This window comes from Streptomyces sp. SID3212, from assembly GCF_009865405.1.
GTDB lineage: Bacteria > Actinomycetota > Actinomycetes > Streptomycetales > Streptomycetaceae > Streptomyces.
Genome location: NZ_WWJY01000787.1, coordinates 1 through 12846 on the forward strand (window position 1 = coordinate 1; position 12846 = coordinate 12846).

The following is a 12846-nucleotide window of genomic DNA, read 5'->3' on the forward strand; positions in this document are numbered from 1 at the left end:
CCTGCCCGGCCGGCTGTCCGACCTCCCCCAAGGCTCCTTCCTCGACCGCCGTATCGACGCCCTCTCCGTCGAGGACCGTGCGGTGGTCGCGCAGGACGACTACTTCTACGAGCCCGTCATCGAGGAGGCCGAAGGCTCCTGGATCAAGTTCGACGGCAGGTGGTTCCTGAACCTCGCCTCGTACAGCTATCTCGGACTCGTCGGACACGACTACATCGACCAGCAGGCGCAGCGCGCGCTGGAGCGGCACGGCACGGGTGCCCACGGCGTACGCCTCCTCGCGGGCACCCTGCACCTGCACCGCGAACTGGAGCTGTCCCTCGCCCGTTTCCTCGGCACCGAGGACGCGATCGTCTTCTCCAGCGGCTACATGGCCAACGTGGCGACCGTCGGAGCGCTGGTCGGCCCGGACGACGTCGTCATCGGCGACGTCTACAACCACGCCAGCATCCTGGACGGTTACCGCCTCTCCGGCGCGAAGGTGATCACCTACGCGCACAACGACCTCGCCGACCTGGAACGCGCCCTGCGCGCGGCGGGCGGCGCCGGCCGGCTCGTCGTCACCGACGCCGTGTTCAGCATGGACGGGGACATCGCCGACCTGCCCGGGATCGCCGCGCTGTGCGAGCGGTACGACGCCCCGCTGATGGTGGACGAGGCGCACAGCCTCGGGGTGCTCGGCGCCACCGGCCGGGGCATCACCGAGCACTTCGGGATGGACCCGGCGCGTGTCCCGGTGAAGATGGGCACGCTGTCCAAGACGATCCCGAGCGCCGGGGGTTACGTCGCCGGATCGAGCGACCTCGTCTTCGCGCTGAAGAACAACGCGCGCGGCTGGATGTTCTCCGCGGCGGTCACCCCGACCCAGACGGCCGCCGCCAAGGCGGCGATCGAGGTCATGGAGGCGGCGCCGGGCCTCCCCGGCGCACTGCGGCTCCTCACCGACCGCTACCGCGACAAGCTGCGCCGCCTCGGCTTCGACACGCTCGCCAGCGCGTCACCCGTGGTGCCGATCCTCTGCTCGACGGCCGAACAGGCCCAGTCCATGGCCCGGTTGTGCCAGCGCGACGGGCTGTTCGTCCAGCCGATCGTCTACCCCGCGGTGCCGCGCGCCCTGCCCCGCCTGCGGACCATCGTCAACCTCAGCCACAGCGACCAGGACCTCGACGAAGCGCTGGTGACGCTGGAGAAGGCCGGCCGCCGGGTCGGCCTCATCGCCTGACGTACCGCACCACCTCGCCCACCCACAGCCGACCAGGGAGACCCCGATGAGTGAGATCGACGGCAAGGCGTTCTTCGGCGCGGTGCTCAAGGCCATCGCCTGCACCCGCAACCACAACACGGACCAGAGCCAGTACGCCGAAGGAGTGCTCGAACCCGCCACGCGCATAAGGGAGTTCGAGAAGCAGCTCGGCGAGCGCCCGCCCACCGACGCCGAGGCGGAGCAGGTGCTCGGCTGGCTGGAGTCGACCTTCCGCACCAAGCGGACCCCCGAGGAGGAGCGGGAGCACTACCTCGTGCACATCGCCACGGTGTCGAGGACCGGCTCGGCACCCGCCCCCGCCCTCGCCTCAGCCCCGGCGCCCGCCCCCGCGAAGGTCCTGACCCCGTAAGTGCCGTACGCGCCACAGCGACCCGCCGAGGAGGCAGGCATGCCGGATCCCGCGTGGTACAGCCACGAGATCTGCTTCTGGCACGACCCCGGTCCCGGATCCGGTTACGTACCGGTCGGGCCCGGTGTCGAGCCGCTGCGCCAGTTCGCCGTGGACCCGGACCTGCGCAGGTCCGAGGGGCTGGTCAGGGCGGCCGGGGTGATGGACCGCTTCCGGCAGGTCACCCCCGTACCGGCGAAGGACGACGACCTGCTCCTCGTCCACACACCGGAACACGTCGAACGGGTCGAGGCCGCCTCGGCGCTCGGGGCCGGTGACGCCGGGGTCTACGCGCACGTCAACTACCACAGCGCCCTGGCGGCGCGGCTGGCCGTCGGCGCGTGTGTCCAGGCCACCGAGGCGGTGCTGGCCGGGGAGTTCGACCGCGCCTACTGCCTCGTACGGCCCCCCGGGCACCACGCGGAGCCGGACCGGGCGATGGCGCTGTGCCTCTACAACAACGTCGCCATAGCCGCCCGGGCCGCCCAACGTCTCGGCGTGCGGCGGGTGTTGGTTTTCGACTGGGACGTGCACCACGGCAACGGCATCCAGCGCGCGTTCTACGAGGACCCCGACGTGCTGTACGTGTCCGTCCACCAGGACGGGCTCTTCCCGCCCGCGTCCGGACTCGTCACCGAGACGGGGAAGGGCGCGGGCGCCGGTACGACACTCAACGTGCCGCTGCCGGCCGGGTCGGGGCACGACACCTACCTCGCGGCGGTCCACCGGCTCGTCGTCCCCGCGGCGCGGGCGTTCGCCCCGGAGCTGATCCTTGTCGCGGCGGGCGTCGACGCGGGCGGTCACGATCCGATGGGCCGGATGATGTGCACGAGCCGCACCTTCCACGCGATGACGACCGCTATGTGCGACCTGGCGGACGAACTGACCGGCGGCCGGATCGTGTTCGCCCACGAGGGCGGCTACTCCGCCTGGTACCAGCCGATGCTGGTCCTCGGCACCGCGTCCGCCATCGCCGGTCTCCCGGAACCGCAGGACCCCTTCCTGCACGCCCTGGAACACCTCCCCGGCCAGCGCCTCCAGCCCCATCAGCGCCGGGTCGTCGAGCACCTGGAGACCCACCATCCGCTGCTGGCTGGGGAGTTCGGGCCATGACCGCCGACTGGCTGATGAAGCTGGGCGCCGGGAGTCCGGGCGGGAGCCGTGCCCGGTTCCGCCTCCTCGCGCTGCCGCACGCCGGTGGCTGGCCCTCCGCGTTCCGCTCCTGGCGCCGGGTGCTCCCACCGGACGTCGAACTCCTCGTGGCCCAACTTCCCGGCAGGGGAACGCGGATGGACGAGCCACCGCTCCGCCGGGTCGAACCTCTGGTCGAGGGGCTGACCCGCGCGGTGGCCGCCCTGGAACCCCTTCCGTACGTGATCCTCGGCCACAGCTTCGGCAGTGTCCTCGGCTACGAACTCACCAAGGCGCTCGAACGGAAGGGGCTGCCGCCCCGCCTGCTCGCCGTCTCGGCGCGCCAGCCGCCGTGCTTCCCCAGCGAGGCGCCCTTCGCCCACCGCAGGACGGACGACCAACTCCTCGCCCACCTGGTGGAGATGGGAGGTATTTCGCCCGAACTGATCAGCCGCACGGACCTCGTCCGGGGCGCGCTCACCGCGATCCGGGCCGACCTGGAAGCCATGGAGACCTACCGCCGCCCGCTGTCCGGGACGGCGGTCCCGATCCTGTCGCTCGGCGCGGTGGACGACCCGGTCGTCATCGCCGAGCGGCTGCACCTGTGGTCGCTGGAGACCACGGGCCCCTTCGACCGGCTGATGTTCACCGGCGGTCACTTCTACCTGTACGCCCCCGGCACCGCGGCCTCCGTCGCCCGCCGGCTGACCAACTCCCTGCCGTCCGTCGACCCTTTGACCCTTTGACCCTTTGACCGTTGACCCGTTCCACCGATCGCCGTTCCACCGAAAGGACACGCTGTGAGCACGATCACCGCCCCCCACCATCGGGCCGGACCACGCGAGTGGCTCGGTCTGGCCGTGTTGGCCCTGCCGACCCTGCTGCTGTCCATCGATGTGAGCGTGCTGCACCTCGCGGTACCCCATGTCAGCGCGAGCCTGGACCCCAGCTCCTCGCAGATGCTGTGGATCATCGACATCTACGGCTTCACCATCGCCGGGTTCCTCGTCACCATGGGCACCCTCGGCGACCGGATCGGCCGCCGCAGGCTGCTCGTCATCGGCGCGGCCGTCTTCGGACTGGCCTCGGTGGCCGCCGCGTACGCCACAGGCCCGGCGACGCTCATCGCGGCACGCGCCGCCCTCGGGATCGCCGGTGCCACCCTCATGCCGTCGACCCTGGCCCTGATCAGCAACATGTTCCGCGACGCGAAGCAGCGCGGCGTGGCGATCGCGGTCTGGGTCACCATGTTCTCCCTCGGGATCGCGATCGGCCCGGTGGTCGGCGGCGCGCTGCTCGAATACTTCTGGTGGGGCTCGGTCTTCCTCCTCGGTGTCCCGGTCATGCTGATCCTGCTGGTGGCCGCGCCGCTGCTGCTGCCCGAGTACCGCGACCCGGACGCCGGCCGCGTCGATCTCGCCAGCGTGGCGCTCTCCCTGGCCGCGATCCTTCCCGTGGTCTACGGGATCAAGGAACTGGCCGCCGGCAACGGGGTGTTGGTGCCCGCCGCCGCCATCGTCGTGGGAACGGCGCTCGGCGCGGTGTTCGTCCGCAGGCAGCGCACGCTGGCGAGCCCGCTGCTGGACCTGCGCCTCTTCCGGAACCGTACGTTCGCCACCTCGCTCGTGGCCCTGTTCCTCAGCATGTTCGTCGCGGGCGGGACGTACCTGTTCGTCACCCAGTACCTGCAACTCGTCGCGGGCCGCTCCCCGATGTCGGCGGGACTGTGGCTGCTCCCCGCGGCCTTCGCGCTCATCGTGACCTCGATGCTCGCGCCGGTCGCCACCACCTGGCTGCGCCCGTCGTACGTCGTCGGCATCGGGCTGCTCGTCTCGGCGGCGGGCCACGTCACGCTGAGCCTGGCCGGCAGCACCACGGACGTGACCCAGGTCGTGACGGGCTTCCTCCTCGTGTACGCGGGCGGCGGCCCCCTGATCGCCCTGGGCACCGACCTGGTGGTCGGATCCGCGCCACCCGAGCAGGCGGGATCGGCCTCCTCGCTCTCCGAGACCAGTACGGAACTGGGCATGGCTCTCGGCGTCGCCGTCCTCGGCAGTCTCGGCACGGCCGTCTACCGCGCCGACCTGACCGTCCCCGCCGGGGTCCCCGGCGAGGCGGCGGACGCCTCCCGGGACACCCTCGCCGGAGCGGTGGAGCACGCGCGGGACCTCTCCGCCGAACTCGGCCCGGCGCTGCTGGCCGAGGCGCGCGACGCGTTCACCGGCGGACTCAACGCCATCGCGGTCGTCGGGGCCGTACTCGCCCTGGGCACGGCCGTGCTGGTGGCCGCGGTCATCCGGACGCCCGCCACGGGCGGGGGTTCCGACACACCGCCCGGCGTACCCGAGCAGGCCAAGGCACAGGACGGCAGCCTCACCTCCTAGGAGGCGGCAGGTCGTTCCGTACGTCCGGGTCGGTCCCTCGCGGGGTGCCGGCCCGGACGTACGTCCCCGCTGTTTACGTCCCCGCTGCTTACGTCCCCGCCGCTTACGTACCGGCGGCGAAGGCCGCCGCGAACTCGGGTGCCGGCTCGATGGGCGTGATGATGTCCACGAGAACGCCGTCCGGGTCGGCGACGATGAAGTGCCGCTGTCCGAAGTCCTCGCTGCGCAGCGGGAGGACCGGGGTCAGCCCGGCCCCGTCGACCAGCCGGGCGTGCTCGGCGTCCACGTCGTCCACCTCAAGATTGAGCAACAGGCCCTGCGCGGGCCTGCGGTAGGCGGCCGGCATGGTCGGATGGCTCGCGTCGAGCAGGGCCAGCTCGTAGAACGGCGGCTCGGGGCGGCGCAGGCTCACGTACCAGTCGGAGGCGAACGTCTTCTCGAAGCCGAACAGGGTCGTGTAGAACTCCAGGGACTCCGGCAGGTGTTCGCTACAGATCACCGGATAGAAGCTGGTCACGCTGGGGGCGCTCATCGGATTCACCGTTCCTGGTGGGGCAGTGGGGAGTGGGGCGGTCGGGCCGGGCGGCAAGCTCCTCGAAGCTCCCCGCCCTGATCCACACCAGTATGGAACTCTTTGCCAAGATTTTATGACCAACAGGGTTCTCCTGGCGCGTTATCGCCCGATCGGGTGAGAGGGCCCGCCGGGCGTCCCCCTCAGCCGATCCACCGGTAACGCCGCTCCGGCCGCCCCGTCCCCCCGTACTTGAGCGTCACCCGCGCCCGTCCCGTGTCCGCGAAGTACTCCAGGTAGCGCCGGGCGCTCACCCGCGACAGGGCCCCCGCGTCCGCGCACTCCGTCGCCGACAACCCGTCCGGGTACTTCCGCAACGTACGTTCCACCAGGTCGGCCGTATGGGCGGCCAGCCCTTTCGGCAGCTCCCGGCTCCCCGGCGGCCGGGTGCCGAAGATCTGGTCGACGTCCTCCTGGCGCGCCTCGCCCAGACCCGCCAGCCGGGTCCGCAGCGCCGCCACGTGCCGCAACTGCTCCTGGAGCGCGGTCTGGTTGAACGGCTTGATCAGGTAGTGCAGCGCACCGGTCCGCAGAGCCGCCCGGACCACCCCCGCGTCCCTGGCCGCCGTGATGAACAGCGCGTCGGCCACCGCACGGCCGGTGTCCCGCTCCTCCGCCGCCCGCAGCTCCCGCAGCACGCTGAGGCCGTCCATGTCCGGCAGGTAGATGTCGAGCAGGACCACGTCGGGGCGCAGCGCCTCGGCGGCGCGCAGCGCGTCGGCGCCGTTGTGCGCCACCCCGACGACCGTGAAGCCGTCCATCGCCGACACAAAACGGCTGTGCAGCTTCGCGACCATGAAGTCGTCGTCCACCACCAGCACTTTCATCACGCCGTCACCGTAGGGCGCGACCACAACGACCACAACGTCCGTTGGTTCCGGAAGAGAGACAGCTTGTTAACACGCGGGCAACATGTGGGCCACTTCACAGTTTTCCGAGGGAAATCCGAAAGGAAATCCGAAAGGCGGCACACGTGCGACTCCGCACTCCCCTCGCCCTGCTCGGGTCGGCACTCCTGGTGCTGGTGGGGCCGCCCCTGCTCACCGCGGGCAGCGGCGACGACACCGGCACGCAGATCCCCGGCCTGCGTTTCATGGTCCCCAACACGCCCGGTGGCGGGTACGACATCACGGCACGCACCCTGGCGAAGAACGCCGAGGACGCCGAGCTGACCCACAACATCGAGGTCTTCAACCTGCCGGGCGCCGGCGGCACCGTCGGCCTCACCCGGCTCGTCGGGGAGCACGGCAACGGCAAGCTCGCCATGTCCATGGGACTCGGCGTCGTCGGCGCCGTCCACACCAACAAGTCGCCCAAGACCCTCGCCGACACCACTCCGATCGCCCGGATCACGGAGGAGTCGGACATCGTCGTGGTCGGCAAGAACTCCCCGTACCGCACCATCGCCGACCTGCTCACCGCCTGGAAGAAGGACCCCGCCAAGGTGCCGGTCGGCGGCGGGTCCTCGCCCGGCGGCCCCGACCACCTCGCCCCCATGCTGATGGCGAAGGCGGCGGGCATCGCGCCCAAGACGGTCAACTACGTGCCCTTCGACGGCGGCGGGGAACTCCTCGCCTCCATCCTGGGCGACAAGGTCGCCTTCGGCGTCTCGGGCCTCGGGGAGTACCTCGACCAGATCAAGGCCGGCGAGCTGCGGCTCCTCGCCGTCACCGGACCTGAGCGGATACCCGGCCTGGACGCCCCCACCCTGCGCGAGGCGGGCCTCGACACCGACTTCACCAACTGGCGCGGCATCGTCGCCCCGCCCGGCCTCTCCGACGCCGAGAACGCCAAACTCCTCACCTTCGTCAAGAAACTGCACGACTCGCCCGAGTGGCGCGAGTCCCTCAAGAAGAACGGCTGGGACGACGCCTTCCTGACCGGCGACGCGTTCGGCGACTTCCTCGCCGCCGAGGACCGCCGCGTGGACTCCGTCCTCAAGGAGCTGGGACTGTGACCACACCGACCGAATCCACCGCGACACCCCCCGGAACCCCCTCCGCGGCACCCGCCGGCGGGCCCGGCGCGCGCCGCACCTGGCTGCGTGAACACTCCGAGATCGGCGTCGGCGTCCTGCTGCTCGCCCTCGGCGTCCTCGTCCTCACCGACGCCCTCACCATGGACGTCGAGATCACCCAGCGCGGCCCCGTCGGCCCCAAGACCGTCCCGATCGTGGTCGGCATCGGCCTGGTCGTCGTCGCCGTCCTGCTCACCCTCGACGTCCTGCGCGGCGGCCGGGGCGAGGCCGAGGGCGGCGAGGACATCGACCTGAGCGAACCGGCCGACTGGCGTACGGTCCTGCTCCTCGCCGGAGTGTTCCTCGGCAACGCCGTCCTCATCGGCCCCCTCGGCTTCCCGATATCCGGCGCCCTGCTCTTCTGGGGCTCGGCGTACGCGCTCGGCAGCCGCCACCTCGACCGGGACCCGCTGATCGCCGCGGGCCTCTCCCTCGTCACCTACTTCGTCTTCGACAACCTGCTCGGTGTCCCCCTCCCCGGTGGCCCGCTGATGGGGGTGCTGTAAGAAATGGACTCCCTCAACTCCCTGATGGACGGGTTCGGTACGGCTCTCACGCCGATGAACCTGCTCTGGGCCGCGATCGGTGTGCTGCTCGGCACGGCGATCGGCGTGCTGCCCGGCATCGGCCCGGCCATGGCGGTCGCCCTGCTGCTCCCCGTCACGTACGGACTCGAACCCACCGGCGCGTTCATCATGTTCGCTGGCATCTACTACGGCGCGATGTTCGGCGGCTCCACCACCTCGATCCTGCTCAACACCCCCGGCGAGAGCGCCGCCGTCGTCGCGGCGATCGAGGGCAACCCGATGGCCAAGGCGGGACGCGGCGCCCAGGCCCTGGCAGCCGCCGCGGGCGGACACTTCGCCGGCGGCATGATCGGTACGATCCTGCTCGTCGTCCTCGCCCCGACCGTCGCCTCCCTCGCGGTGGACATCGGCGCCCCCGACTACTTCGCGATCATGGTGCTGGCCTTCATCGCCGTCACCTCCGTCCTCGGCTCGTCCCGGATCCGCGGACTCGCCTCGCTGCTCATCGGCCTCACCCTCGGCCTCGTCGGCCTGGACCAGATGACCGGCCAGCAGCGCCTCACCTTCGGCTCGCTCCAACTCGCCGACGGCATCGACGTGGTGATCGTCGCGGTCGGCCTCTTCGCGATCGGCGAGGCCCTGTGGGTCGCCGCCCACCTGCGCCGCTCCTCGGGCGAGGCCATCCCGGTCGGCCGCCCCTGGCTCGGCAAGGAGGACGTACGGCGCACCTGGAAGCCCTGGCTGCGCGGGCCGCTCATCGGCTTCCCGTTCGGCGCGATCCCGGCCGGCGGCGCGGAGATCCCGACCTTCCTCTCGTACGTCACCGAGAAGCGGCTCTCCAAGCACAAGGACCAGTTCGGCAAGGGCGCCATCGAGGGCGTCGCGGGACCCGAGTCGGCGGCCTCGGCCTCGGCCGCCGGGACCCTCGTCTCGATGCTCACCCTCGGCCTGCCCACCACGGCCGTCGCCGCCGTGATGCTCGCCGCCTTCCAGCAGTACGGCATCCAGCCGGGCCCGCTCCTCTTCGAACGCGAACCCGACCTGGTCTGGGGCCTGATCGCCTCGCTCTTCGTCGGCATGGTGCTGCTGCTCGCGCTCAACCTGCCGCTCGCGCCGGTCTGGGCGAAGCTGCTCCGCATCCCCAGGCCCTACCTCTACGCGGGGATCCTCTTCTTCGCGGCCGTCGGCGCGTACGCGGTCGGCGGGGAGGCGCTGGACCTGGTGATCCTGCTGATCATCGGTCTGATCGGATTCGGGATGCGGCGGTACGGGCTGCCCGTGCTGCCGGCCGTCATCGGGGTGATCCTCGGCCCGGCCGCGGAACAACAGCTGCGGCGCGCCCTCCAGATCAGTGACGGAAGTGTGAGCGGTCTCGTCAACACACCCTTCTCGGTCACCGTGTACGCGGTGGTGCTCCTGTTGCTGGTGTGGCCCCTGGTGGGCAAGCTGCTCGCCCGTGGGCGGGGGCGTGGCGAGTCCACGCCATAGCCGTCCACATGGGCCGGAAGCAGGCCCCCGCACACCGTCGTCCTCGGGCGCCGGGGAGCTCTCCCCGGCGCCCGAGGACACACAGCGTGGCCGAAAACCGCTCAACTCGGGCATGCTCCCCGGAAAAGGTGACCGCGGGTGACCGTGAATGGGCTTCCACTGTCAGTGGCGGCTGGCACCATCGGAACATGACCTCGATCGACTGGGACGCTCTCGCAGACTCCTTCGACCAGGAGCCGGACCACGGGCTGCTGGACTCCGCCGTCCGGATGGCCTGGGCCGACCGCATGCGGGACTGGCTGCCCCGGGAGCCCTCCCAGGTGCTCGACCTCGGGTGCGGTACGGGCACGCTGGCCCTGCTCGCCGCCGAGCAGGGCCACCGCGTGACCGGCGTCGACCTCTCGCCCGCCATGGCCGCGCAGGCGCGGGCCAAGCTCGCCGGGCGGGACGCCGAGATCCTGGTGGGGGACGCGACGAGGCCGCCGGTGGGGGAGCGGACCTTCGACGTGATCCTCGCCCGGCACGTGCTGTGGCTCCTGCCCGATCCCGGCGAGGTGCTGCGCCACTGGGCGTCCCTGCTCCGGCCCGGCGGCAGGTTCGTGCTGATCGAGGGCGTGTGGTCCGGTACGGGACTGGCGCCGGCCCGGCTCATGGAGGCGCTGGCCCCGCTCACCGAGCGCGTCCACTACGAACGCCTCTCCGCCGACCACGAGTTGTGGGGCCGGCCGGTGGACGACGAGCGGTACGTCCTGGTGGCGCAGGCCGCCCGCCCCGGGCGTCACACCGAGGTGGTCGACGTCCATCTCATCCTGCGCAGGGGCGACGACGTGCTGCTGGCCCGCCGCTCCGGCACGGGATACGGGGACGGGCTGCTCAACGGTCCCTCCGGGCACGTCGAGGCGGGCGAGGACGTCCAGGCGGCCATGATCCGCGAGGCCGACGAGGAGATCGGCGTCGAGCTGACGCCCGAGGACCTGAAGGTCGCCCTGGTCATGCAGCACCGGGGGCCCGGCGGCGGCGCCCGGATCGGCTGGTTCTTCGAGGCGGAGTACGGGCGGGGAGGAGAGCCGTACAACAGAGAGCCGCAGAAGTGTTCCGGCCTCTCCTGGCACCCCCTGGCCGACCTCCCGGACGACATGGTCGCGTACTGCCGCGCGGGTCTGGAGGCCTACCGCGCCGGCGAGCGGTTCCTCATCCACCGGCACGAGGACCACGACCCGATCCGGTACGCCCCCGACGGACCCACCCGGGCCGTCCCGCTGCCCGCCACCACCGGCGGCGCGCTCCACCACATAGAGCTGTGGGTCCCCGACCTGCCCGCCGCCGAGGCGCGCTGGGGCTGGCTGCTCGGCGAGCTGGGCTACGCCCCGTACCGCCGCTGGGCGCACGGACGCAGCTTCCGGCGCGCCGAGACGTACGTGGTGATCGAGCAGTCGCCCGGCATGCGGCCCGGGGCGCACGACCGCCGGGCGCCGGGGCTCAACCACCTCGCGTTCCACGCCGCGGACCGGACCGCGCTCGACGCCCTGGTGGCCAGGGCGCCGGAGCACGGCTGGACGCTGCTGTACGGGGACCGCCACCCGTTCGCGGGCGGGGAGGACCACTACGCGGCCTACCTGGAGGACCCCGCCGGGTACGAGGTGGAGCTGGTGGCGCCGGCCACGCGCGTACGGCTCTGACGGCCGGGCGCGGCCACGTGCTCCGTACGGCTCCGGGCGTCAGCCGGAGTGTCCGGGCGTCAGCCGATTGTCCGGGCGTCAGCCGAGTGTGCGGATGTCAGCCGAGCGTCCGGACGTGCCGGACCTCGCTCGCGCAGATCTCGTAGCCGAACCACTTGTTGACCGCCAGCATCGGGCCGTTCTCCCCGTCGTTGGAGGTGAACGCGTCCGTGTACCCCGCCGCGCGGGCGCGCCGCAGCGAGTCGGACTTGGCGAGCTTGGCCAGCCCCCGGCCGCGGAACGCGCGCCGGGTCCCCGTCATGCCGGAGACGTAGGTGGCCGCCCCGTCCGTCACCGCCGCCGTGAACGCGGCGACCCGGCCGTCCGCCGACACCACCACCGTCGAGAGGCCGCGGTCGAGCGTCGGATCGTTCCAGGTGTGGTGCAGCCAGTCCTCGTAGTCGTCCAGCTCGGAGCTGATGTCGCTCGGCACGTCGGACGTCGACTCCGCGTCCGCCTCGAACAGCGGCCGGGGGTTGTTCGCGAAGTCCTCCGCCGTGCGCAGGGCAAAACCCGGCGGCAGCGGCGGCGGTTCCGGCAGGGCGGCCCCGGCCAGGTCGAGCCGCTGGAAGTGCGCGCCGCGCGTGGGCCGGTAGCCCCGGCGCTCGGCGAAGGCGAGCGACGACGCTTCGTCGCTCACCCAGACGTACACCTCGGTCGCCCCCTCGGCGGCCAGGTGCTCCTCGGCCGTGCGGAGCAGCAGCGACCCGGCGCCCCGGCCGCGCCGGTCGGGATGCACGTGCGGGGTGACGAACGACTGGCCGGGCTCGGCACTGTCGTACGCGATGCCCGTGTGGGCCGTACCGATGATCACCCCCTCCTCCTCGGCGACCAACAGCCGGTACTTCTTCGCCGGGTTCGCGGTGGCCACCCCGAACAGGACCAACTCCTCGGTCACCACCTGGTGGGGAACGCAGACGCGCCGCAGAGCGGTCACGGCCTCGGCGTCCTCGGTACGGAAATCACGGACCAGCACAGTCATGGGGCGGCACGTTACGGGGACAGGGCGGCGGATCGCCTCTCCTTTTCCCGGCCCACGGGGGAGAATCGGACCGTGACCCTGAAGATCGTGATCGACCCGGCCGCCGCGACGGCTCCGTACGAGCAGCTGCGTACCCAGATCTCGGCGAAGGCCCGCTCCGGCGCGCTGCCGGTGGGCTACCGGCTCCCGACCGTGCGGGGACTCGCCGAACAACTGGGGCTGGCCGCCAACACCGTCGCCAAGGCGTACCGGACGCTGGAGGGCGACGGGGTGATCGAGACCCGGGGGCGGAACGGCACGTTCGTCGCCGCCGCCGGGGACGCGGCCGAGCGCGAGGCGGCGGCCGCCGCCCAGGCGTACGCGGAGCGCGCCCAGC

13 protein-coding genes are annotated in these 12846 nt (G+C 71.8%); 10 read left to right on the forward strand and 3 right to left on the reverse strand.

Annotated elements, in window-relative coordinates:
- From GT042_RS23605 to GT042_RS23625, 5 genes are all read left to right on the forward strand, one after another.
- The coding region (locus GT042_RS23605; RefSeq protein ID WP_161310730.1) for a pyridoxal phosphate-dependent aminotransferase family protein at positions 1–1222 on the forward strand (1222 nt) is incomplete at its 5' end.
- 46 nt (positions 1223–1268) lie between these two features.
- The gene (locus GT042_RS23610) at positions 1269–1613 is read left to right on the forward strand and encodes a hypothetical protein (RefSeq protein WP_202533587.1); all 345 of its coding nucleotides are present in this window, start codon (positions 1269–1271) and stop codon (positions 1611–1613) included.
- A 39-nt stretch (positions 1614–1652) separates the two neighbouring features.
- Positions 1653–2765, forward strand: coding sequence for a class II histone deacetylase (locus GT042_RS23615; protein WP_161310731.1), 1113 nt, complete (start codon positions 1653–1655; stop codon positions 2763–2765).
- The gene (locus tag GT042_RS23620) at positions 2762–3529 is read left to right on the forward strand and encodes an alpha/beta fold hydrolase (protein ID WP_161310732.1); all 768 of its coding nucleotides are present in this window, start codon (positions 2762–2764) and stop codon (positions 3527–3529) included. The genes GT042_RS23615 and GT042_RS23620 overlap by 4 nt, the downstream gene beginning before the upstream one ends.
- Before the next feature lie 54 nt (positions 3530–3583).
- Positions 3584–5167, forward strand: coding sequence for an MFS transporter (locus GT042_RS23625; protein ID WP_161310733.1), 1584 nt, complete (start codon positions 3584–3586; stop codon positions 5165–5167).
- A gap of 103 nt (positions 5168–5270) precedes the next feature.
- Here GT042_RS23625 and GT042_RS23630 read toward each other — a convergent pair whose 3' ends face one another.
- Positions 5271–5699, reverse strand: coding sequence for a VOC family protein (locus GT042_RS23630; RefSeq protein ID WP_161310734.1), 429 nt, complete (start codon positions 5697–5699; stop codon positions 5271–5273).
- A 182-nt stretch (positions 5700–5881) separates the two neighbouring features.
- A complete protein-coding gene (locus GT042_RS23635) occupies positions 5882–6565 on the reverse strand; it encodes a response regulator (protein ID WP_161310741.1) in 684 nt (227 codons plus the stop codon).
- Between the two features lie 146 nt (positions 6566–6711).
- Here GT042_RS23635 and GT042_RS23640 point away from each other — a divergent pair, with 146 nt between their 5' ends.
- From GT042_RS23640 to GT042_RS23655, 4 genes are all read left to right on the forward strand, one after another.
- A complete protein-coding gene (locus GT042_RS23640; protein ID WP_161310735.1) occupies positions 6712–7695 on the forward strand; it encodes a tripartite tricarboxylate transporter substrate-binding protein in 984 nt (327 codons plus the stop codon).
- Between the two features lie 83 nt (positions 7696–7778).
- Positions 7779–8261 (forward strand): tripartite tricarboxylate transporter TctB family protein, encoded by a 483-nt coding sequence (locus GT042_RS23645; RefSeq protein WP_237531102.1) that lies wholly within the window; start codon positions 7779–7781, stop codon positions 8259–8261.
- 3 nt (positions 8262–8264) lie between these two features.
- Complete coding sequence (locus GT042_RS23650; protein WP_161310737.1) at positions 8265–9770, forward strand: tripartite tricarboxylate transporter permease; 1506 nt, start codon at positions 8265–8267, stop codon at positions 9768–9770.
- 188 nt (positions 9771–9958) lie between these two features.
- A complete protein-coding gene (locus tag GT042_RS23655) occupies positions 9959–11449 on the forward strand; it encodes a trifunctional class I SAM-dependent methyltransferase/NUDIX hydrolase/VOC family protein (protein WP_161310738.1) in 1491 nt (496 codons plus the stop codon).
- A gap of 97 nt (positions 11450–11546) precedes the next feature.
- Here GT042_RS23655 and GT042_RS23660 read toward each other — a convergent pair whose 3' ends face one another.
- Positions 11547–12470, reverse strand: a complete 924-nt coding sequence (locus GT042_RS23660) for a GNAT family N-acetyltransferase (RefSeq protein ID WP_161310739.1) — start codon at positions 12468–12470, stop codon at positions 11547–11549.
- A gap of 72 nt (positions 12471–12542) precedes the next feature.
- Between GT042_RS23660 and GT042_RS23665 the strand changes: the two genes are divergently transcribed.
- Positions 12543–12846, forward strand: a 304-nt coding sequence (locus tag GT042_RS23665) for a GntR family transcriptional regulator (RefSeq protein WP_161310740.1), incomplete at its 3' end; no start/stop codon positions are given.

Bases quoted from the DNA above. Each gene is read 5' to 3' on its own strand.
- GT042_RS23610 (WP_202533587.1), top strand. From the start codon at position 1,269: ATGAGTGAGATCGACGGCAAGGCGTTCTTCGGCGCGGTGCTCAAGGCC.
- GT042_RS23635 (WP_161310741.1), bottom strand. From the start codon at position 6,565: ATGAAAGTGCTGGTGGTGGACGACGACTTCATGGTCGCGAAGCTGCAC.
- GT042_RS23655 (WP_161310738.1), top strand. From the start codon at position 9,959: ATGACCTCGATCGACTGGGACGCTCTCGCAGACTCCTTCGACCAGGAG.
- GT042_RS23650 (WP_161310737.1), top strand. From the start codon at position 8,265: ATGGACTCCCTCAACTCCCTGATGGACGGGTTCGGTACGGCTCTCACG.
- GT042_RS23630 (WP_161310734.1), bottom strand. From the start codon at position 5,699: ATGAGCGCCCCCAGCGTGACCAGCTTCTATCCGGTGATCTGTAGCGAA.
- GT042_RS23660 (WP_161310739.1), bottom strand. From the start codon at position 12,470: ATGACTGTGCTGGTCCGTGATTTCCGTACCGAGGACGCCGAGGCCGTG.
- GT042_RS23620 (WP_161310732.1), top strand. From the start codon at position 2,762: ATGACCGCCGACTGGCTGATGAAGCTGGGCGCCGGGAGTCCGGGCGGG.
- GT042_RS23615 (WP_161310731.1), top strand. From the start codon at position 1,653: ATGCCGGATCCCGCGTGGTACAGCCACGAGATCTGCTTCTGGCACGAC.